We start from the raw sequence: 22948 nt of genomic DNA on the forward strand, positions 1-22948 counted from the left end.
ATTTATTTCAGTGTAGATGATATTCTTTGTTAATGAAAACAAGACATGGATTTTTTTGTATGATTGTAGTTATGCTTACGCTTTTTTGCGTAAGCTATTCAATCGCCATGCCTTATATTCAGGACGACACAAAGAAACAAAATAATTCTGCAGACACTAAAAATACCAGATTGTCAGGCGTTGATGATGACTCTGTCAAAACTGGTAGAAAAGCATTGTGGAGGGTGCAGCGCACTCTGCCAATTACATGGCATGACCTTGATAGCAGTAGTCTTGACTTGAAGACACCTTTTAACCTAAGACAAAGCATACAGTATAACGATACGCTTGACGAATATGTTTTTGGTAAAAAAATGGGGGGAACTTACCTCAATGCTCCAATAATGATGACGAGAAGCGAATACAATGACTGGAGCGAAAAACAAGAGATGCATGCTTTCTTCCGAAAGAAGAATAATGAGATATATAAGGCTAAAGGGAAGGATCAGTTTGATTTTAGTGATATGCACTTCGACTTGGGACCTGCAGAAAAGATTTTCGGAGCTGGAGGAGTGAGGATTAAAACACAAGGAACAGCTGAACTTAGATTCGGAGCAACAACGAAGAAGGTTGATAACCCTGCTCTTACTATAAACAGGAGGAACACCACAACGATGAACTTCGACGAGAAGATTAATCTGAACGTGAACGGAAAGGTTGGTGACAAGGTGAACATGAACCTGAACTATAATACTGATGCTACTTTTAATTATGATGCTCAAAATCTTAAACTTAAATACGAGGGAAAGGAAGATGAGATTGTCAAACTAGTAGAGGCAGGTAATGTGTCGTTTCCTTCTAATTCTTCGCTTGTGAGCGGGGCAACATCTTTATTCGGAGTAAGAACTGATCTACAATTTGGTAAACTGAAGATGCAGCTTGTCGCATCACAGAAGAAAAGTTCCTCAAAAAGCGTATCAAGTAAAGGTGGGGTACAACTCACGCCTTTTGATATAGATGTATCCAACTATGAGGAAAACCGTCACTTCTTTCTTTCTCAGTATTTCAGAAAGAAGTATGCTTCTGGAATGAAGACCCTACCTAATCTGACAACAGGAGTAAACATCAATCGTGTGGAGATATGGGTTACAAATAAGACAGGAGCGACAAGCAATACTAGAAATATTGTGGCATTGACCGATCTTGGTGAGAACATAAGTGTTTCAAATAAGTCGTTGTGGAATACAATAGGAAAGAATGTTCCTGCAAATGATGCTAATACAGAATACTCTACATTGGTAAGCTCTTTGGCTTCGGCAAGAGATATCAACCAGACATCAACGGTGCTTGATGCAGGAGGACTTGTAGGAGGTACGGATTATGAGAAACTGGAGAATGCACGACTGTTGAGTTCTTCAGAATATACCGTTAATTCGGCTTTGGGATATGTAAGTCTTAACACAGGAATAAACACAGATCAGGTTGTAGCTGTTGCTTATGAATATACCTATGGTGGAGTTACATATCAGGTTGGTGAGTTTGCTGGTGACCGTACTGACGTGAATGAGGCTTTGTTTGTGAAGTCGCTTAAGAATACGAGTAATAATCCTTCCCAGGGAAACTGGGCATTGATGATGAAGAACGTCTATAAGCTTGGCGATACCGTTGAGAAGACAAAGTTCAGACTTGATGTGAAATATCAGAGCGATACAACTGGAGTATATCTTAATTATATTCCAGAAAGTCAGGTGAAAAGCACTCTTATCATCAAACTTATAGGTGCTGACCGACTAGACAATAACAATAGGGCACAGAGCAATGGATACTTTGATTATGTTCAAGGCTACACGGTGAACAATGGACGTGTGTTCTTTCCGGAACCAGAACCTTTTGGAAGGGATTTATACGATATATTGGTTAGTAAAGGTGTTGCTGCGAACGTGGCTCAGAAATACGCATTCACAGAACTTTACGACAGTACCAAGACTACAGCAAAGCAGATAGCAGAGAAAGATAAGTTTAATCTTGTTGGACAGTTCAAAGGATCGTCTGCCAACGTGATATCATTGGGTGCATTCAATATTCCAAATGGGTCGGTAGTTGTAACAGCAGGTGGAGTGAAACTTACCGAAGGAACAGACTATAGTGTGGACTACAGTGCTGGAGAGGTAACGATATTAAATCAAAGTATTATTGATGCTGGTACGGCGGTAAATGTGTCGCTGGAGAGTAATAATGACTATGGTATGCAGCGCAAGACGATGCTTGGAATGAACTGGGAATATGACTTCTCTCGTGAGTTCCAATTAAGCGGTACATTGCAGCATTTGTCGGAACAGTCGCTGACAAACAAGGTTACAATGGGTTCCGAGCCACTTAATAATACTTTGTGGGGATTGAACGTTAACTGGAAAAAAGAGAGTCAATGGCTTACTGATATGCTCGACAAACTGCCGTTTCTGCATCTCACTCAGCCTTCACAGATATCGTTTACTGGTGAGTTCGCCCAGCTTATAGCTGGAAAGAATCATGGTACACAGGATAACGCTTCGTATCTTGATGATTTTGAAAATACCACCAATAAGATTGATGTTTCTACACCAACATCATGGATTATATCAAGTGTACCTTCGATGTTTCCGGAATTCAATGACAAGACAACTCTTGCAAGCGGATATAATCGTTCGCTTATGGCATGGTATAATATAGATCCACTATTTACACGCCGAACCAGTTCGCTAACTCCTGCACATATAAAGAGTGACCTGGAACAGTTGTCAAATCATTATGTGCGCGAGGTTCCTACAAGAGAGTTGTATCCAAATAAGGACATAAGTAATTATAATGGAACATTGTCTACACTAAATGTTCTAAACTTAGCATATTATCCAAATTTACGTGGACCGTATAACTTCAATACCAACATTAACTTTGACGGCACATTAAACAATCCAGAACAACATTGGGGAGGAATGATGCGCAAACTTGATACAAACGATTTTGAACAGGCTAATATAGAGTATGTGGAGTTCTGGCTTCTGGACCCTTTTATCTATACAAACAAAAAAGCAGATGCATCTGATTACGGCGGTGATTTTTATATAAATTTGGGTGAGGTTTCTGAAGATGTATTACGTGATGGGAAAAAATTCTATGAAAGCGGAATGCCTGTTGATGGTTCTGCCAGTTACACTACTACACAATGGGGAAAGATTCCAACTAGAAATGCTGTGACCTATGCTTTTGCTACTACGAGTGGTGCAAGAGCATTACAGGATGTTGGATTCAATGGACTGAATGATACTGAGGAACGAAGTTTCCAGTCATATCAGAGTTTCCTTACGGCTATACAGGGAAAAGTGAGCGCAGCCGTTTGGGACTCAATATACAACGACCCAGCAAACGATGACTATCATTATTTCAGAGGAAGTGACTATGACCGAAAGGAAACAAGTATTCTGGACAGATATAAGTATATAAACAACCCGCAAGGAAACTCACCAGACAGTAATTCAAGTTCAGAAAACTATGATACATCATACAAGACTACGCCTGATGTGGAGGACATAAATCAGGACTATACACTGAATGAATATGAAAAGTATTATCAGTATCATGTGTCGATGAGACCAGAGGATATGGTTGTGGGCAATAACTTCATAGTGGATAAGCGTGAGGCGAGTGCCAGTCTGAGAGATGGAAAAACGGAAAATGTGACATGGTATCAGTTCCGTATTCCCCTTAGCGAATATCAAAAGCGTGTTGGTTCTATTTCGGGCTTCACAAGCATAAGGTTTATGAGAATGTTTCTCACAAGTTTCAAACATCCTATTGTGCTGCGTTTCGGAAGTTTGAATCTCGTGCGTGGCGAATGGCGACAATATGAGCAGAATCTCGATAATGCAGGCAGTTCAGGAACAGCGGCTGTGAGTTCGGTAAGTATAGAAGAAAACGGAGACAAGACTCCAGTAAACTATGTGTTACCTCCTGGTATAAGCCGTGAGCAGGATCCTACTCAGCCACAGCTTGTGGAAAGTAATGAACAGGCATTGAACGTTATTGTAGACAATCTCTCAAACGGAGAATCTAAGGCTGTTTATAAGAATACTACGGTAGATTTGAGACAATACAAAAAGTTGCAGATGTTTGTGCATGCAAACGCATTGCAGCAGAATAATACGAATCTTACAGACGGACAGCTGGCTGTGTTTATTCGTTTAGGTTCTGATTACAAAAACAATTATTATGAATATCAAATACCGCTTAAATTAACCCCAGCAGGAAAATATAATAATAACTCTACTATAGATCGCGTGGCTGTATGGCCTGAAAGCAATATGCTTGATATTCCGTTATCTATTTTCACAGACATAAAGAAAAAAAGAAATATAGCAAAGGCTGAAGGAAGAGCTTATTTCAACAGAGTGTTCACTGATTATGACAAAGATAAACCTGCTAATAAGGTTACTGTTATGGGAAATCCAAGTTTGGGTGAGGTTAAGACAATGATTATTGGTGTGAGAAACCTTTCAGCAGACAACAAGAGTGGTGAAGTTTGGGTGAACGAATTGCGACTAAAGGATTATAACAATAAAGGCGGATGGGCTGCAAACGGCAACCTGAATGTGCAGTTATCAGACTTGGGTAACGTCAATGTTCAGGGAAAATATGTTAGTGACGGATTTGGTGGACTTGAAGATGGAGTGATGCAGCGCTCGCAGGAAGACTTCTCCACATACAGCGTTACTACAAATGTAGAACTAGGCAAATTCTTTCCTGATAAAGCTAAGGTAACAGCTCCCTTGTACTATTCTGTAACAAAAGAGAAAAACAAGCCAAGATATAATCCGCTTGACACCGATATGAAACTTGATGACGCATTGGGATCGGCTGCAACAAAATTAGAAAGGGACAGCATTGAGAATATAGCCGTAAAGAAGACCGTTAACACAAACTTCTCTCTTTCAAACGTGCGTGTTGGAATACAGACAAAACAACATCCTATGCCTTATGATCCTGCCAACTTCTCATTCTCTTACAGTCATTCCCATACTCATACAAGTGGAGAGACAACTGTATATGAAAATGAGGATAACTGGCGTGGAGCGATGAACTACAGCTGGACTCCTATATATAGGACTTGGGAACCATTTAGAGACTTGAAGAGTAAATCAAAATGGGCTGATATATTTAAAAAAATGGGAGTAAACTGGTTGCCGCAGAATGTAGCTTTCAACAGTGAAATGACGCGCAACTACTATGAACTGCAGGAACGTGACATGGAGAGTACAGAAAATACTTCTATTCCAGTAACGTTCAGTGAACAGTTTCTTTGGAATCGTGACTTCACTCTAAGATGGGATATGACACGAAATATACACATGACTTTCCAAAGTGCGACGAGGGCACAGATAGAAGAACCCTATACTCCTATAAACAAGGAACTATATGCTGATAATTATCAGGCGTGGAAAGACTCTGTTTGGACAAGTATAAAGCACATGGGTACTCCGCTTGACTATCAGCAGAACTTTACTTTGTCATATCAGTTGCCATTGAATCTTATCCCTATTTTCGACTGGGTAATGTCTGATGCACAATATTCTGCAAATTATACTTGGGTGAGAGGTACTAAACTGGATGATGGGACAAGTTTGGGAAATACGATAACAAATAATCGTAACCTGAATATAAATGGTACGTTTAATATGGAGAAACTGTATAATCATATTCCGTTCCTAAAAAGTGCCAATGAACGTTTCGACAGAACATCTGCGCCTTTCAGTAGAGTTAGTATGAAACCGAGAAATGTGCCTGGGATGATGAACAAGAATAATGGTGACGACAAAACAAAGAAGGCTCTTCCGAAAAACAAGAATAGTTTTGAAAGTGAAATAACTATTCTCCCTGATACTTCAACGGTAGTTACTCATGGTAAGAAGAGTAAGAGAATAATCGTTACTGCAAGAACACGTGACGGGCATAGTTATAAACTAAAATACAAAAAAATAGATAATAACAGAATACGGATAATAAATAAGGTTGATTCTGCTTTGCACCTGAAGATAACGGTTGCAACTAAGATGCCACTTGAAAACAATAAATGGTATAGAACAGCGCAGAGCATAGCTAGGGTTATGATGATGGTGCGCAACGTAAGTATCAGCTATCGCAATCAGTATTCAATGTCGTTGCCTGGATTTATGCCAAATGTAGGTGATGCCTTCGGGCAGAATCGTGGAAACGGACTGCTTTCTCCTGGGCTTGATTTTGCGTTTGGACTTACAGGAGACTCTTATGTAAATAAGTCTTTTGAACGTGGTTGGCTGTTGCAGAATGATTCTGTTGCCACGCCTGCAACAAGCAACATAACGGAAGACTTGCAGTTAAGGGCAACTTTGGAACCTTTGAAAGATTTGAAGATTGACCTTAATGCAACTCGTATATCAACAAAGGCTCGCAGTATACAGTATATGTATGCTGGAATGCCTACGACGCAAAGTGGAACTTTCGCGATGACAACAATATCAATTGGTAGTTCTTTTGAGGGTATTGGGAATGCCAATAACGGCTATCACAGCAAGACATTCGATAAATTCTGTGGACTGCTTGATGCATTCCGCAGTCGTGTGGAAGCACAATATGCAAGTGCTGTTTATCCAAAAAACACTTCATTGGCAGGGAAGGTATTCGATGTTAAGAATGGAACTGTTAATAAATACAGCGCAGATGTTATGGTACCGGCTTTTATATCAGCCTATACAAGTATGGGCGGTAACAGTCTGGAACTGTTCCCTTCTTTGGCAAGACTTTTGCCAAACTGGACATTGAGGTATGGAGGATTAGTAAGACTACCTTGGTTCAGAGATGTGTTTAAGAGTTTTAATATTAATCATTCATACAAAAGTATTTATACTGTAGGTTCATATTCTTCATACAGCACTTTTGCTGAGTATATGAATGGACTTGGATTTATTACTGATGCCGAAACAGGTAATCCTACTCCAAGCAGTATGTTTAATGTGTCTACGGTAAGTATCAACGAGGCTTTTTCTCCATTGTTAGGAATAGATATGACATTCAATAATAATATTACTGCAAAGCTGGAATATCGTACCGTGAGGAGTGTGAGCCTTAGCATGACAAGTGTTCAGATAAACGAGGCTTTGAGCAAGGACTGGGTAATTGGATTTGGATATAAAATAAGTGATTTCAGTCTCTTTGGAACGAACTCACATAGGGTTAACATAAAAGATAAGAGTGGCAATACAACAAATAACAGGCGTGGTGGATTAAATCATGACCTTAACTTGCGTCTTGACATAAGTTATCGTAATCAGGCTGCGATAACGAGAGATATTGCAAGCGTGATGAGTGATGCCAGCAGTGGCAACACCGCATTCAAACTTAGTTTTGCGGCAGACTATACATTGTCAAGGATGCTCACTATGAGTTTCTATTACGATCATCAAAGTAACACTCCATTGTTGAGTAGTAGCAGTTATCCTACAATAACACGTGATTTTGGATTGAGTATAAAATTCAGTTTGACAAGATAAAAATAAAGCCTGCCAAATCATTGGCAGGCTTTGTTTATATATAATTATTTGTCTTTTTTCTTGTCGTATGCGTGTACAGGATAGTCAACTGTATAATGAAGTCCTCGACTTTCCTTGCGTTCAATAGCCATTCGGGTTATAAGATAACCTGTATTAATCATATTGCGCAGTTCGCATAAGTCCTTGCTAATCTTTACACGCTTGAATAGAGCTTCTGTCTCTTCGTATATCAGATCGAGACGATCCCATGCACGTTTCAGTCGCAAGTCGCTTCTTACAATTCCAACGTAGTTACTCATGATTTGTCCAACCTCTTTCACACTCTGCGTGATAAGTACATGTTCTTCGTTGGTAAGAGTTCCATCGTCATTCCATTCTGGGACCTTGTCATTGAATACGAAGTCATCAACATGATCAATGCTGTGCTTTGCTGCTGAGTCTGCATAAACAACTGCTTCAATAAGCGAGTTGCTGGCAAGACGATTGCCACCGTGAAGACCAGTACATGAACACTCGCCAAGAGCATATAGTCCTTCGATACTGCTGCATCCGTTAAGGTCAACCTTAATACCTCCACACATATAATGTGCTGCTGGGCGTACAGGAATCATCTCCTTCGTAATGTCAATTCCAATGCTAAGGCATTTAGCATATATGTTTGGAAAATGATGTCTTGTTTCTTCTGGATTCTTATGTGTTACGTCAAGGCAAACATGATCAAAGCCATGTATTTTCATTTCCTTGTCAATTGCTCGTGCAACAATGTCGCGTGGTGCAAGACTCAGTCGCTTGTCGTATTTTTCCATGAAAGTTTCTCCAGTAGGCAATTTCAGTATGCCTCCATATCCACGCATCGCCTCAGTGATGAGAAATGCAGGATGAGTCTCTCCTGGATGATACAGTGATGTTGGATGGAATTGTACAAACTCCATGTCGGCAACTGTTCCCTTAGCACGATAAACCATAGCCTCTCCGTCGCCGGTAGCAATGACTGGGTTAGTGGTTGTTTGGTAGACAGCTCCGCAGCCACCGGTACACATTACTGTAACTTTGCTGAGATAAGTATCAACTTTCTGTGTTTCAGGGTTTAAAACGTATGCACCATAGCAGTTTATGTATGGTGTGCGTCTTGTTACTCTTGCTCCAAGATGATGCTGCGTTATTATTTCTACGGCAAAGTGATTTTCTTTGATAATAATGTTCGGATTGCTTCTTACTGCATCCATTAATGCACGTTGTATTTCAGCGCCTGTATCGTCTGCGTGGTGAAGAATTCTGAATTCAGAATGCCCACCTTCGCGGTGAAGGTCAAAGCGACCGTCTTGCATCTTGTCAAAGTTAGTACCCCATTCAACAAGTTCCTTGATTTGTTCCGGAGCCTTAGTAACTACTTGCTTTACAGCATTGTAGTCGCTGATGTAGTCTCCTGCAATCATTGTATCCTGAATGTGTTTGTCAAAGTTGTCTATTTCTAGGTTGGTTACCGAAGCAACACCTCCTTGTGCAAATGATGTGTTCGCCTCGTCAAGGGAAGTTTTGCAGATCATGCACACTTTACCTTTATGCGCCCTGGCAACTTTAAGGGCGTAGCTCATACCGGCAATACCACTACCGATAATAAGAAAATCGTATTTATAAACCATTTTTGCTTATAAGCTTTTTAGCTATTTGGTTGCAAAAATACTAAAAATATGTGTATTTTTCTTCATCTATGCTATCTTTTTATTAATTTTGCAAACAATATATTATTAATAATGTAATGAATCGTATCTTTCACCATCGTTTCACGTTTACTTCCAAGTGTGCAATAGCTCTGTTTACACTGTTAGCATTTTATTTTTTATGGAATAAGATAGCTATACCTGCACTATTGGTTGTGATAGTGATTGTTATGATGATTGAGCGTGTTTTACATACTACCTACACCTTCTTTCTAGATGAAAATGGGGTGCAGCAACTAGTGATTTATCGTGGTAGATTTTCCAAGCCCAAATCTATAAGGGTAGGGGATATAGTGAAGGTTACACGAATAAAAGCCGTTTTCGGACTTAGTTGTTATCTGCTTATGCAATATGGTGCATGTCATCTTATTAGTTTGCAGCCCGACGACGAAGAACTGTTTATGGCTGAGTTAAACAAAAGACAATGAAACATTTAAGATATTTATTTCTTCTTTTAGTAGTTTTTACCTTGCCAACCTATGCGCAGGTTGAATTGGAGAATATAGAGGATGACGATGACAGTAACGTTGCTGACTCTGCAATGGTTGACACGCTGCAAAATGACAGCGTCGCCTTGCCTTGGCCTCAGGGCATACAGCATAAACTGAGTAGACTTACAAACAGTGTTATGTTCAAGACTTCGCAATTGGGAATGATGGTGTATGATCTTGATGCAGACAGTACGATATTCTGTTTCAACGAAAAGCAGCTTATGCGTCCTGCAAGCACAATGAAACTCATCACTGCAATCACAGCAATAGATAAGCTTGGTGGAGATTATCAGTTTAAGACAGAACTTTGCTATACAGGAAAGGTAGAAAATCATACTCTTAAAGGAAATATATATTGTGTTGGAGGTTTTGATCCCCGTTTCAATAGTGATGACCTTAATGCTTTTGTTGAGGCTATTCAGAAGATGGGAGTTGACACAATTATCGGAACGTTGTATGCCGATAAGAGCATGAAAGATGACAAGCAGTTTGGGGAAGGCTGGTGTTGGGACGATGACAATAATGTGCTGAGTCCGCTTATCATCAGTCGCAAGGATATATTTATGGGGCGCTTGCTGGAAGAACTCCGAAAACACAAAATAGTGGTTAATGATGCTACTATTGACGATGGCAGAAGACCTGCTGATGCGTTTTGCATAGTAAATCGCTTCCACACGATTGATCAGATTCTGATGAGAATGTTGAAGGAAAGCGATAATTTGTATGCAGAGGCTATGTATTATCAGATAGCAGCAAGCACTGGAAATCATCCAGCTTCAGCAAAGAGTGCACGTGCAGTAGAGAGAAGACTTGTTGAGAAAATAGGTTTGATCCCTTCGCAATATAAGTTTGCTGATGGTTCAGGACTTTCATTATACAATTATGTGAGTCCGGAATTGGAAGTAAAGATGCTGCGCTATGCATATGAAAATGATAATATATATAATCATCTTAATCAGGCATTACCAATAGCTGGTGTTGACGGTACTCTTAAAAAACGTATGAAAGGTGGTTTCGCCAGTGGAAATGTAAGAGCTAAGACAGGAACAGTAACGGGAATAAGTAGTTTGGCTGGATATTGTAAGTCTGCAAACGGTCATACGCTTTGTTTCTCAATAATAAATCAGGGACTCATTCATGGCAGAAACGGGAGAGCCTTTCAAGATCGTGTCTGCACGGTGTTGTGTTCACCTAATTAATTGAAATGATATGGAGGAAATAAGAGTTTTTGTTGAAAATGTTATTGAACTGATGGGAGTCACAGGACCGTCTGTTCATGTTCTGAGACACATACTTCTTGTGCTTTTTGCTGTATTATTTGCGTGGCTTATAGGTGTTATATGTCATAAGATAATGGTTCCTCTGTTGCTTAAATTCACTAGACATACTGATGTTAAGTGGGATGACGTGATTTTTAATGAGCAAGTATTGCGAAGTGCTTGCAATATTATACCAGCTATAATTATATGGATTTTACTCCCATTAATATTCTATCAATTCCATTTTGTTAGAGAGTTTTTAGAGCGTATAACTGCCATATATATCACTGTGATGTCTGCACGTACGGCATTTGTTTTTGTAGACAGTTTTAATAATCTTGACACAGGAGCCCAACGTTCAAGCACGCAACAGTATTTGAAGTCTTTTTGCGGAGTGCTTAAAATTCTATTGTTGTTTATTGCTACAGTGGTCGTAGTTGCAATAGCTATTAATCGAAGTCCTTTTACTTTATTTGCGGGTCTTGGAGCAACTAGTGCTATACTTATGTTAGTATTTAAGGATACAATAGCTGGACTTGTTGCCGGAGTACGCCTTACAAGTAATGATATGCTTCATTGCGGAGACTGGATAACAGTTCCTTCTGCAGGGGCTGACGGAATAGTTGAGGAGATGACTCTTACAACAGTTAAGATACGTAATTTTGATAATTCCATAGTCACAGTAAGTCCTATTGCTTTGGTTGACGGTTCGTTCACTAATTGGATCGGAATGCAGAATTCTGATGGCAGACGTGTAACCAAAAAGGCTTATTTTGATTTTAACAGTATAGGTCTGCTTACTCCTGATGTGAAGAAAAATATCATTGACCGAGGATATTTCAAAGCTGAAGAATTGAAGGATGATGATATAAACATCAGCCTTTACAGAAAATACATGGAAAATTTTATAGCTTCCAGAAACGAAGTGAATAAGAATATGAGCTATGTTGTGCGCCAATTGGACTCATCGCAAGGCGGATTACCTTTGGAGTTTTATTTCTTCTTGATCAATAAAGACAGCAAACTATATGAGCATGATTGTGCTAAAATAATGGATTGCGCCTATGCCATTGCTCGCGAATTTGGTCTTGTAATATTCCAGTCGCAGAATGTTATTTCACTTCGGTAACTGAAGTAACGATAGAATCACCAGTAGGTAGGTGATAGAAACCTATTCTGACAACGTGTCCGAAATCTGCGTTTCCTGTTACTTTTAGATGCTTGCCTTTATAATATGTTGCAGTATCTCTTTTGCTTGGATATGAAACAAGTTGCAGATTGTGCTTTGTACTGCCATCTCCAACGAAGAAAATGTCTATACTGTCCTTGATATTTTTGATGTTTGTAGTATCATTCTTTGATTTGGCGGCGTGCACACTTGTGTCGACAGGTTCAAATACACTGGCGGCAACAGTATCACCAGGATTGTCGCTTGGAGCCATCTTGCATGATGTAGAAACAGTCATTGCGGCGATGCATGATATAACAAAAATAAATATCTTCTTCATAATAGAGTGCAAATATAACCAAAAAATATGAATGTATCAAAATCATTATGGATAATTAATCACATAATTTATTAACTTGAAGTTTTGGCTATCATAGCCTTTTCTGCGAAAATCATTCTTATTTCTCCATAGTCTATGTCTTCAGGACAGATGTCTTTGATGACCTTAAGACCTTGGGATGTCCCAATCTTGTTTACAGCTTTGTTTATTATATCGTATTTTTCTTTACCAATAATGTCTGGAACTTTTAAATTGCCAGTCTCAACGTAATATGCCAGGTGACCGAATATAGTGCCAAGTGTGATATCTCTTTCCTTAGCAATCTCTTTTGGTGATAATCCAGAGTTATACATTGTCAGTGTTTGTTCCTTCGTATTTTCTTTCTTAACTTTCGGCTTTGGAGTTTCTTCTTTATCGCTGTAGTCTTTCTTCCTTCTACGTGTAGTTACTGCGAGTGGGTTTATCTCTTCTATAGCGTTAAGAAAAGCTGTTTGTCTGTTTTTTAAATAACTTTCACTGCTAAATCCGTTGTCTATTGTCATCTCAAGAATATTCTTCTTAGAAAGATATGCCAGCTTAAGTTCTGGATACGTAGTATCAAGTCTTTTTGCTCCTTGCTTGTTATCTGTTTTAGCAGCAGCTGTTTGGTCGAGTAACGGCTGTATATAAGTCTTTAAAGTCTTGTTGAAGTAACTAGCACTTTTTACTACACGTTCAAGAAATGCCTCTTCTGTGAGTTCTTCGAATGGCATACGAATTATCGTATTTATCCATTTACGTGATACAGCGTCTATTTTTTCCTGTAAAGATTTAAATGTAGCTTTGTGAAGTATTGTAAGTTTTGGATAAGAGTGCAGAAATTCAATAACGGTACGGCAGAGATTATCTTCAGCCATAATGATATCATTGAATGTAAATAGTTCTGCTAGTTGCTGCTTGTAATAGTTTTGTTTCTGAAGTTCAAGACTGTCTATATTTTGCTTTGCAGCCTCTTCTTGTATGCTAATGTAAGAATCAACTCGTTCATCGCTTATTATAGCGTGATTGTCAATCTTTGATGCTAGTACCATTCCTTCAAGGGTCTTGCAGCGACTGAGAGCTACATAAACTTGTCCTGAAGCGAAAGATGCTCCGGCATCAATAATAGCATGCTCGAATGTTAGTCCTTGACTCTTATGTATCGTTATAGCCCATGCAAGTCTCAGAGGATATTGCTTGAATACTCCCTGAACATCTGGTTCTATTTCCTTAGTTTCCTTGTTTATTACGTATTTGGTGTTTTCCCATTCTTGTGGTTGCACTTCAATATCATTTTCTTCTCCGCTGCATCTTACCTTTATACAGTCATCGGATATACTCGTGATACGTCCTATCTTACCATTGTAATAGAGATGGTCAATGGACGTGTCGTTTTTTACAAACATCACCTGTGCATCTTCTTTTAGCAAAAGGGTCTCATTTGTAGGGTAGCTGTATTCTGGAAAGTTACCTTTAATATCGGCTTTGAATGTATATTCTTGTGTTTTTAGTTTGGCTAATTCTGAATCGTTATATCTATCGGCTATAGCATTGTGTGTTGTTAGCCTTATGTATCCATCTTTATTGTCTGTATGAAATTCGGGATTGAACCTTGAGTTAAGAATATTTATATCCTCTTCAGAAGGTTTTCCGCTTCTAATGCTATTTAGTAAGTCCAGAAATCTTGCGTCTTGCTGTCGGTAAACTTTCTGCAGTTCAATTGTTACATAGTTAATTTGTTGCAGAGCGTGACTTCCGAAGAAATACGGAGTATTATAATGTGGGCGCAATATCTTTGCATCATCGTCTGTTACGACAGGAGTCAATTGTTGAAGATCTCCCATCATAAGCAGTTGAACTCCTCCAAACGGTTTACTTGCGTCCTTATATCTTCGCAATACAGAGTCAATGGCATCAAGTAAATCACTTCTAACCATACTTATTTCATCAATGATAAGCAAATCCAAAGTCTTAACAATGTTTCTCTTTTCCTTAGAGAAATCAAACTTTTCCTTGAATGTTGTGTTTGGTACGTATGGTGAAAATGGGAGTTGGAAAAAAGAGTGTATTGTAACTCCGTGTGCATTTATTGCTGCCACACCTGTAGGAGCGACAACAACAATACGTTTGCAGCTCTTGTCAGTAATACTTCTCAAAAATGTAGTTTTTCCTGTTCCTGCTTTACCCGTAAGGAATATACTGGTATTAGTATGTTCAATGAATTCCCATGCTAGCTCCAGTTCGTTGTTAGTTTCCATTTTGCCTAAATATAAATCTACCTACAAAGATACACCAAACGAGTGGAAAGGCAAAATAAAACTTGTTTTAATTTTGCTTTCCCGAGTGCAGACAATCTTCAATGCATATAATTTAGGTAGTGTATATGAAAGATGAAACAGATAATAAAATAATAATATTTGCAGATATTCTTGTTATAACGTTTGCTTGTGTAAAATCAAATGGCTATATTTGCAGTGTAATTATGATATAATAAATAACTAGTATAAAAATGGAAGTAACAATTACAAACGAAAATTTTGAGAGTTATAAGAATGGTGAATTGCCATTAGTAATTGATTTTTGGGCTACTTGGTGCGCTCCTTGTAGAATGATTGCTCCAATCATCGCTGAACTTGCTGAAGAGTATGATGGAAAGGTCGTTGTTGGTAAATGTGATGTAGAGGAAGCTGATGAAATTGCAAGTGAATTTGGCATCCGCAACATTCCTACAATATTGTTCTTAAAGAATGGTGAAGTTGTAGACAAGTTTGTAGGCGCAGCTAGTAAAGCAAAAATAGAAGAGAAGTTTAAAGCTCTTTTATAAAATATAAAAGGCAGAAATGCTAGTGATTGTTATCGCTGCATTTCTGCCTTTAACGTTTCTAGAACTCTACTAGTCTAGTTCCGTCTTCCTGTTCTGTAATAGTTACCTTTGTAACATCTTCAGGAAGAATGTCCTCAATGAGTTCTGGCCATTCCAACAGACATAGATTTCCACCGTAGAAATAATCTTCGTATCCCATATCATACACTTCTTCGAGCTTCTTTATTCTATAGAAGTCAAAATGGTATATTGGGGTATCATTGTCAGCGGTATATTCGTTGACGATAGCGAATGTTGGAGATGTTATTACATCGTTAACTCCTAACTCTTCACAGATAGCTTTGATAAAAGTTGTCTTTCCAGCTCCCATCTTTCCGTAGAAAGCGAAAACCTTTCCCGTTCCCATGTTTGCAATAAATTCCTTTGCAGCAACATGGATGTTGTCTAATGAATCGATTTTTATTTTCATAATCTATATAATTATAATTATTCTTTTTTTCTTCTTGTCATTGATATTAATGGAATAAGCATTTCTTCCATTGATATCCCGCCATGCTGAAACGTATTTTTATAATATGTCGCGTAGTAATTGTAGTTGTTCGGATACGCAAAGAATGAGTCTCCAGTAGCGAATACATACGACGTGCTTATGTTTGGTGAAGGCAGATTTGCTTTATGAGGGTCTTTTATCTCAAATACTTGACGTGAATCATAGTTGAGATTCTTGCCAAGTTTATATCTAAGATTTGTATTTGTATTTTTGTCACCTATAATCTTTATCGGTTTGTTTGCTCTTATGCTGCCGTGATCAGTGGTGATAACAACTTTATAGTCTTTATGAGAAAGCAAACTGAATAGTTCGGCAATGCCAGAATGTCTTAGCCAACTTTGTGTTATACTGCGGTATGCACTCTCGTTGTTGGCAAGTTCTCTAACCATCTTTGATTCTGTTCTTGCGTGTGACAGCATGTCGATGAAATTTATCACAACAACATTTAGATCATATTTCTCAAGTTCACCAAATCGTTCAATCAGTTTGTCTATGGTTTGTGAGTCGTTAATTTTGTGATAACTGAAAGTTTCGTGACGTCTGTATCTATCAAACTGAGTCTGAATCAATGCCTCCTCGTTCACGTTCTTTCCTTCGTCTTCATCTTCATCTACCCACAGATCTGGATACATTTTCTGTATGTCGTATGGCATTAACCCACTGAAAATAGCATTCCTACCATATTGCGTAGCTGTTGGAAGAATACTCATATACATATTCTCTTTTATTTCAAATAAGCTACTAATCTCGTTGGCAAGTATTTTCCAATGATCATAGCGTAAGTTATCTATTACAATACAGAATACTTTTTCTTTATTGTCAAGTGTCGGAAATATATTAGTTTTGAATATATCATTGCTCATCAAAGGACGACCTTTTGCGTTTTCCATCCATTGCATATAGTTCTTTTGGATGTATTTAGCAAAAGCATTATTAGCTTCTTCCTTTTGCATTTGTAGCATTTCAAGCATATTGCTGTCGGCATTGCTAAGTTCTAGTTCCCATTTCGTGAGCAGACGGTATATTTCAGTCCAATCATCAAAAGAGTTGCAATCGCCAATCAACATAGAAATCTTGTTAAATTCCTCACGATAGCCACTCTGTGTTACTTCTGTTACTAGTTCACGCTTGTGTATATTCTTCTTCAGTGCGATTAGTATTTGACTTGGATTTACAGGTTTAATAAGATAGTCGGCAATTTTTCTGCCTATAGCTTGATTCATAATATCCTCTTCCTCGCTTTTCGTAACCATAACGATAGGAGTGGTCGGCTGTATATCCTTAATGCGTTGTAAGGTTTCAAGTCCGGTAAGTCCAGGCATCATCTCATCAAGAAGAATAAGGTCAAAGGTGGTGTTTCTACAAAGTTCAATGGCATCTTCGCCATTGCTTATTGTAGTAACATCATAATCCCTTTTTTCAAGAAAGATTATGTGGGCACGAAGAAGATCAATTTCATCGTCAACCCAAAGTAGTTTACCGTTACTCATATCTTAAAATCCTTCTAAATCGTAATATTCATCTTCTAAGTCGAATGTCTTATCTTCTGTTTTCTTCTCGGTTGTTTTCTTGTCTACATTCTTTTCTGCTTTTGGTAAAGGTGTTGTTTCTTCTTCATTCCCTGTTGTTACAATCTTTGCAGGTTCTATAAGCAGGTTAGATGTCGTAGTCTTTATCGGAGCAAAATGCTTATTATAGAATTTTTCGTAATCTTCGTAACTGAATTGATTGCCAAGCAGAGGTAGATTCTGCTTACTTATGATAATAGGTCTAGCTTTTTTTGCCAGATTTATTACAGCTGTTTGCCTGTGCAGTTCTCTTGCATATTGCAATGCTTCGTCATAATTTAGAAATCCTTTGATAACCATTCTGTGAATGTCGTCAATATTTTCTATCTGTATATCGAAATTCCTCACCATGTAACTGGTGAAATTGTATTTCGCTATCTCGAACAGTAACTGATTCTCATTAACAGAATCAGGGTTATATACCAACATATATACAAAGTCGATATTGCTTTCTGAATTCAACTTTTGTGTCTTTATAGAATCACTGTCGTTGAGAATTTCTGTACGTCTGCTCCAAATATCACCAATATCAAACTTTCCGCCGTGTAGTTTTCTTCCTGCTTTAACACCGTTGATAATCATACCAGCCATTTGGCTCAGTGCGCTTTCTGGGAAATTCTTCACAAGCGTATTCATATCGTTAAGGCATCCTTTCTGATTACCATTGTTCAACTTGTTCAGTCCACCAATAAACAGAAACTTGTCCCGGTTTGCACCAGACGGGAATCTGTGTTCTGAAATATATGTATTACCGTCAACTTCTGTATATTTTCCTGCTTTAAATGCATCGTATGTGGCAGCATAAATAGAGTCTTCGATATGCTCTCCCCATTTTGCATTTTCCTTGTATAGGGGATCACTCAGCAATGTTGTCCATTTGCTTTGTGGATATCCTTTTTTGAGCTTCCCGATATAACTGTCGGCAATGTCCATCTTATTTTCACGTGCGTATAGCAAATATAGATGATAGTAAACATTGTCCATCTCCTTATATTTTGGATAATAGTCTTCTATTCTTTTTAAAGCCTTTTCGCCAAGAACAAGATTATCGAGTTTATCCTTAAAAATTACTCCACTATTGTATAGTGCATTCATTAGGATATTGTCGCTTTCGTCAAGTTTCTCTTTATTAAGTGGTATCTGCTTGATGTAGTATTCACGCTTATGTGGATTTGCCTCAGAACTGTCATTAATTATATTGTTAGCGCTATCATTAATTTCGCTTTGTGTTGTAGAATCTTGCGATATATCATTTATTCCTGCGACAACAGTCTTGTTTATTCGTTGCCAGTTATCCACATTGTCACGTTTACCCCATGTACGAGTAAATGTTTCCTTGCCTCTGCTAACAGTCATTGGATTATAGAAATACCAAGTAGTTGTGTTTTTTCCGTCAACGGAGTTGTTTTGCATAGCAAACTCTGTCTTCATAGATATATTATCAACACCTGCATTTCCTGTATTAGTCTGTAGCTGTGAATTGAGATCCTTCTTTTCTTTTTTCTTTAGTGCAATGATTATTTTATCAATAATCACGTTACGACTGCTTTCGTTCATCCTCGCAAGTCGTTGTAAAGAGTCCTGAAGTTCTACTGCGGCAGTATAAGGAACCAGTTCTTCAAGCACTTTCTGCCTGTCGGTTAACTGTTGGTAGTCTTTTCTTTCTTTATCTAGCAATCCTATTGCCACGTCGTAGCATCCTTTGGCTTTTCCGAATTGTTCTTTAATCCAATACAGATTACCAAGTTTCAACAACAAAACACCTTTTTCTATTCCGTTTCTTGTAGCCTTTTCTTTTCCCTGCTCATAAGCGGCAATAGCATTCGTGGTATCTTTTTTTGCCAGATATATATTGCCAATGGCATAGTATATCTGGTCTTGATAATCCTTATTGCTATCAGATGCAGCCATTCTTTTCAGTTTGGCAATCATCTGTTTCTGCTTTCCCCCAGCCATAACTTCTGTCATGCCAACTCTTGCGTTGAATGTAAGTTGATATGGAGGGTTTAGTCTTATTACGTGTTTATATGCATTGTAAGCATTCTCCTTGTTTCCCAATTCCTCGAATAACTGTCCCATCAGAAACCATTCACGGGCTCTCTGCTTACGTCTCATTTCGTGACTTATAACCTTTCTTAGATATGGGATTGCCTTTCCGTAATTACCAATATGTATGTAATAGTCGGCATATGTGTAGTCCCATTCCTTTTGTGCTCGCCAATGTATGGAGTCACGTTGAATATTACGTATCACGTCTTCGGCATCATATAGCCAATCTTCTTCTATATAGCATTTTGCCAGCCATGCTCTTGCCTTTCCGTATATAGCAGGTTGGTTTGAATATAGTCTACTCATGTAGGCGAAAGTGGATGCAGCTTCGCTGAAGTCGCCCTTGTAGAATTGAGCACGTCCCATGAGTAACCATGCTTTCCATAAGAAAGGATTGTATTCCCTTCTGCTCAACCACTCTATATTTTGTTGAGTCTTTTTCTTGTTAGGGTTCCATTCTGGTCGTCGCTTTATACTATGCAGTCTTATCGCCTTTTGACATTTCTCAATAGCTTTGTCAAAGTTTGAAATTCCTAGTTGCCTGCTTGCTTTATTTCCTACAGTGTAAAGAGGAATCTTCTCTGTAAAATTATCCTTATTTCCGTTTTCTTTTTCAAGAGAGCCGTCAATATATGCCACAGAACCATTGTAATAAGTGTTGTATCTTGCATGAAAGGCATGCCACCATCTAGACTTAGCTGTATTTTGCTGAGTCGAACATCCGTAGATTGACGTAATGCTAATCAGTGCGGCCAGGATGTATATGGCGTTATGCTTCATTTAAGTTTGGCTATGGCATATATTATGATACTGATAAATATGATGGAGGCTCCAGACGGCACGTTCAGCCAATAGCTTATTCCTAGCCCCAACAGACAGTCTATCCAGCCGATACCAATACTAAGAAGAGCCATTTTCTTAAAATTATAAGTAAATACATTGGCTGTCATCTGTGGAATTGTAAGCAAACTTATTGCAAGTACTATTCCTACCATTCTCAGTGTAGACACTATTGCCATAGCTATAAGTGCCATCATCATATATTCTATGAACCTAACATGCAGTCCCTGTGACATTGCAAATGTGGAATCAAAAGCTACGCTTTGTATTTCTCTATACATAAACGTAAATATAGCTATTACAACTACAGACAGTATAGCCAGAAGCCATAAGTCGGCATATCCAATAGTTAGAATACTTCCGAATAGAAAAGATGGAAGGTCTGGCATGAATCCAGGAGTGAGGAAGCAACATATGATGCCAATGCTCATTCCAAAGGTCCAGAACACAGCTATTGCTGAATCTTCTCTTACATTGCCTCTTCGTGACATCCATTCTACGCCGAATGCACTTAGTGTTGCGAAAACCATTGCTGATAGTATTGGATTTATACCAAGTAGCACACCAAGTCCTATACCGCCAAAAGAAGCGTGGGTGATACCTCCGCTGATAAATACCAGCCGGCGTGTAACAATGTATGTACCGATAATTCCGCAAACAATGCTTGCCAATATTGAACCAAGCAATGCATTCTGGAAAAAAGTATAATGTAGTATATCCAATTTCTCTTTATATTTTATTATTGTTGTTGTTCAGCCAGAGCAATATATTCATCCTTTATCTGATCTGGCATGTTTATGCCCCGAAGTATGAGACTGCGGTTCCAGCTCTTAACTTCATCCTGTTTCATAGTCAGCATAACTTCAGAGAACTCATCGGCTTCTTCATTGGTATATTCGTTAGATAGACGTCCTTTGAATCTGTCGAGTTCCTCGTCGTCATAATATTCCACCTCTTTGGTGGCAGCTTCCATCATGCATTCCTGCTCACACATGTCATTATCACCGTTGCAGGTATAACAAGTCTGTTTTGTTATAATAGGCTTATCCCGTCCTTTTTCGTCTTTGGAGAGGATCGTTATAAGGGCAGTTATAATGCCAAGCGCCAGTATCGGGATAATCAGGTATATCATGTCGCTATGAATTTATTTTTATTTTATGTTGAATCCTGCTGCATCCATGTCTTTCCAGAAATTAGGATATGACTTGCTTACAACTTCGGGATTGTTTATCTTTAGTCCAGGAATCTTTAATGCTACTGGGGCGAAAGACATTGCCATACGATGGTCTTCATAAGTGTCTATTGCCTCATCTGTTGGCTCGCATCTTTCGCCATTCCATATAAGTTCACTGTCTTTTTGGTCTTTTATGACATATCCTAGTTTCTTGAGCTCTTTTTTCAAAGCTTCTATACGGTCTGTTTCCTTAATTTTTAGGCTTGCTAGTCCGGTAAAATGAAACTTTATACCCATAAGAGCACAACATACAACAAATGTCTGTGCAAGGTCTGGTGAACCAGTGAAGTCATATTCTAATCGAGGAAGCATACATTTGTGTCTTTTCAGCGTCACAGTAGTTGGAACACCAAGTTCGGTAGATTTAAAATATGTTTTAACTCCAAGCAGAGAGAATATGTATCTCACAACAGAGTCGCCTTGTTTAGAACCGTCCATAAGTCCGTTAAGTCTTATTTCTGCCTCTGGATCATCGCTAAGAGCCATTACCTCATACCAATAACTGCTAGCGCTCCAATCACTTTCAATGAAATAAGGACGTTCTGTATATGGCTTTGCCGAAACTGTAATCGTGTCAACGTCGGACCAATCTGCGTCTGCGCCAAACTCTCTCATTGTCCATAGTGTCAGGTCGATGTATGGGCGTGATACAATTTCGTCAAGCAGTTTAAGTTCCAATCCGTTTTTTAGCATTGGCCCAATCATGAGCAATGCTGAAATATATTGTGAACTTACGTTTCCTGGAATCTCAAGATGACCACCTTCAAGTGTGTGTCCCTTTATGTGGAGTGGGGGAAATCCTTCTTCGCCAGCATAAGTGATGTCTGCACCAAGATATCTCAAAGCGTCAACAAGTACACTTATAGGGCGGTGCTTCATTCTGTCAGTACCTGTTATTGTATGTTCACCTTCTGTTATGCTTAGATATGCAGTGACAAATCTCATTGCAGTTCCGGCAGCCTTTATGTCTATAACATCAGGCATGTCTTTCAATGCAGCAATTATAACTTCTGTGTCATCGCAGTCGCTCATATTTTCAAGGGTAATCCTGCCACCAGCCATAGCGTTGATTATCAGTGTGCGGTTGCTAATGCTTTTACTAGCCGACAGATTAATCTCAGTATTTATCTTTGCAGGTCCTGTTATTTCGTAAGTCATTGTTATAATCTTCCTTTGTTAATTAAAAACTTATGCAAAGATAGTGCAAACGAGTGGAAAAGCAAAGAAAAACGATGTTTTTTCTTTGTTTTCCAGAGAGCAAAGTTATCAATCAACTATAGTTAAAGATGCTAGTCGAATACACTACAAAATAAAATAAGCAGTATCCCTTTTTATTTTTAGGATACTG

The 22948-nt window shown here is 38.5% G+C and carries 14 protein-coding genes; 5 read left to right on the plus strand and 9 right to left on the minus strand.

Features of this window, described 5'->3' with window-relative positions:
- Window positions 1-59 precede the first annotated feature (59 nt).
- The gene (gene sov / locus B045_RS0102095; protein WP_450097605.1) at window positions 60-7538 is read left to right on the plus strand and encodes a T9SS outer membrane translocon Sov/SprA; all 7479 of its coding nucleotides are present in this window, start codon (window positions 60-62) and stop codon (window positions 7536-7538) included.
- 44 nt (window positions 7539-7582) lie between these two features.
- Here sov and nadB read toward each other — a convergent pair whose 3' ends face one another.
- Window positions 7583-9181 (minus strand): L-aspartate oxidase, encoded by a 1599-nt coding sequence (gene nadB / locus B045_RS0102100; RefSeq protein WP_018462615.1) that lies wholly within the window; start codon window positions 9179-9181, stop codon window positions 7583-7585.
- A gap of 116 nt (window positions 9182-9297) precedes the next feature.
- Here nadB and B045_RS0102105 point away from each other — a divergent pair, with 116 nt between their 5' ends.
- The 3 genes from B045_RS0102105 to B045_RS0102115 are packed head-to-tail and all read left to right on the plus strand — an operon-like array spanning window position 9298 to window position 12138.
- A complete protein-coding gene (locus tag B045_RS0102105) occupies window positions 9298-9687 on the plus strand; it encodes a hypothetical protein (RefSeq protein ID WP_018462616.1) in 390 nt (129 codons plus the stop codon).
- Window positions 9684-10949, plus strand: a complete 1266-nt coding sequence (gene dacB, locus B045_RS0102110) for a D-alanyl-D-alanine carboxypeptidase/D-alanyl-D-alanine endopeptidase (RefSeq protein WP_018462617.1) — start codon at window positions 9684-9686, stop codon at window positions 10947-10949. The genes B045_RS0102105 and dacB overlap by 4 nt, the downstream gene beginning before the upstream one ends.
- A gap of 10 nt (window positions 10950-10959) precedes the next feature.
- Window positions 10960-12138, plus strand: coding sequence for a mechanosensitive ion channel family protein (locus B045_RS0102115; RefSeq protein WP_018462618.1), 1179 nt, complete (start codon window positions 10960-10962; stop codon window positions 12136-12138).
- Here the strand turns inward: B045_RS0102115 and B045_RS0102120 are convergent.
- Together B045_RS0102120 and B045_RS0102125 are read right to left on the minus strand one after the other, a co-directional pair.
- On the minus strand, window positions 12122-12517 hold the full coding sequence (locus B045_RS0102120) for a hypothetical protein (protein WP_018462619.1): 396 nt from the start codon (window positions 12515-12517) through the stop codon (window positions 12122-12124). The genes B045_RS0102115 and B045_RS0102120 overlap by 17 nt on opposite strands.
- Before the next feature lie 71 nt (window positions 12518-12588).
- A complete protein-coding gene (locus B045_RS0102125) occupies window positions 12589-14793 on the minus strand; it encodes a helix-turn-helix domain-containing protein (protein WP_018462620.1) in 2205 nt (734 codons plus the stop codon).
- Between the two features lie 251 nt (window positions 14794-15044).
- On the opposite strand from B045_RS0102125, the gene trxA reads away from it, so the two are divergent.
- A complete protein-coding gene (gene trxA / locus B045_RS0102130) occupies window positions 15045-15359 on the plus strand; it encodes a thioredoxin (RefSeq protein ID WP_018462621.1) in 315 nt (104 codons plus the stop codon).
- A 58-nt stretch (window positions 15360-15417) separates the two neighbouring features.
- Here the strand turns inward: trxA and tsaE are convergent, their stop codons facing one another.
- From tsaE to B045_RS0102160, 6 genes are read right to left on the minus strand one after another with little or no spacing between them, the layout of a single operon-like run.
- Window positions 15418-15828, minus strand: coding sequence for a tRNA (adenosine(37)-N6)-threonylcarbamoyltransferase complex ATPase subunit type 1 TsaE (gene tsaE / locus B045_RS0102135; protein ID WP_018462622.1), 411 nt, complete (start codon window positions 15826-15828; stop codon window positions 15418-15420).
- Between the two features lie 17 nt (window positions 15829-15845).
- Window positions 15846-17399 (minus strand): T9SS response regulator signal transducer PorX, encoded by a 1554-nt coding sequence (gene porX / locus B045_RS0102140; RefSeq protein ID WP_018462623.1) that lies wholly within the window; start codon window positions 17397-17399, stop codon window positions 15846-15848.
- A 3-nt stretch (window positions 17400-17402) separates the two neighbouring features.
- Window positions 17403-20306 (minus strand): type IX secretion system periplasmic lipoprotein PorW/SprE, encoded by a 2904-nt coding sequence (gene porW, locus B045_RS0102145; RefSeq protein WP_018462624.1) that lies wholly within the window; start codon window positions 20304-20306, stop codon window positions 17403-17405.
- Window positions 20303-21088 (minus strand): metal ABC transporter permease, encoded by a 786-nt coding sequence (locus B045_RS0102150; protein ID WP_018462625.1) that lies wholly within the window; start codon window positions 21086-21088, stop codon window positions 20303-20305. Before B045_RS0102150 ends, porW begins: the two co-directional genes overlap by 4 nt.
- Before the next feature lie 17 nt (window positions 21089-21105).
- Complete coding sequence (locus B045_RS15835) at window positions 21106-21498, minus strand: hypothetical protein (protein WP_018462626.1); 393 nt, start codon at window positions 21496-21498, stop codon at window positions 21106-21108.
- Window positions 21499-21516: 18 nt separating this feature from the next.
- Window positions 21517-22758 (minus strand): 3-phosphoshikimate 1-carboxyvinyltransferase, encoded by a 1242-nt coding sequence (locus tag B045_RS0102160; RefSeq protein ID WP_018462627.1) that lies wholly within the window; start codon window positions 22756-22758, stop codon window positions 21517-21519.
- Between the last annotated feature and the right edge of the window lie 190 nt (window positions 22759-22948).

This window comes from Segatella paludivivens DSM 17968 = JCM 13650 (genome assembly GCF_000373185.1).
GTDB classification, from domain to species: Bacteria; Bacteroidota; Bacteroidia; order Bacteroidales; family Bacteroidaceae; genus Prevotella; species Prevotella paludivivens.

Bases quoted from the DNA above. Each gene is read 5' to 3' on its own strand.
- sov (WP_450097605.1), top strand. From the start codon at position 60: ATGATTGTAGTTATGCTTACGCTTTTTTGCGTAAGCTATTCAATCGCC.
- nadB (WP_018462615.1), bottom strand. From the start codon at position 9,181: ATGGTTTATAAATACGATTTTCTTATTATCGGTAGTGGTATTGCCGGT.
- B045_RS0102105 (WP_018462616.1), top strand. From the start codon at position 9,298: ATGAATCGTATCTTTCACCATCGTTTCACGTTTACTTCCAAGTGTGCA.
- dacB (WP_018462617.1), top strand. From the start codon at position 9,684: ATGAAACATTTAAGATATTTATTTCTTCTTTTAGTAGTTTTTACCTTG.
- B045_RS0102115 (WP_018462618.1), top strand. From the start codon at position 10,960: ATGGAGGAAATAAGAGTTTTTGTTGAAAATGTTATTGAACTGATGGGA.
- B045_RS0102120 (WP_018462619.1), bottom strand. From the start codon at position 12,517: ATGAAGAAGATATTTATTTTTGTTATATCATGCATCGCCGCAATGACT.
- B045_RS0102125 (WP_018462620.1), bottom strand. From the start codon at position 14,793: ATGGAAACTAACAACGAACTGGAGCTAGCATGGGAATTCATTGAACAT.
- trxA (WP_018462621.1), top strand. From the start codon at position 15,045: ATGGAAGTAACAATTACAAACGAAAATTTTGAGAGTTATAAGAATGGT.
- tsaE (WP_018462622.1), bottom strand. From the start codon at position 15,828: ATGAAAATAAAAATCGATTCATTAGACAACATCCATGTTGCTGCAAAG.
- porX (WP_018462623.1), bottom strand. From the start codon at position 17,399: ATGAGTAACGGTAAACTACTTTGGGTTGACGATGAAATTGATCTTCTT.
- porW (WP_018462624.1), bottom strand. From the start codon at position 20,306: ATGAAGCATAACGCCATATACATCCTGGCCGCACTGATTAGCATTACG.
- B045_RS15835 (WP_018462626.1), bottom strand. From the start codon at position 21,498: ATGATATACCTGATTATCCCGATACTGGCGCTTGGCATTATAACTGCC.
- B045_RS0102160 (WP_018462627.1), bottom strand. From the start codon at position 22,758: ATGACTTACGAAATAACAGGACCTGCAAAGATAAATACTGAGATTAAT.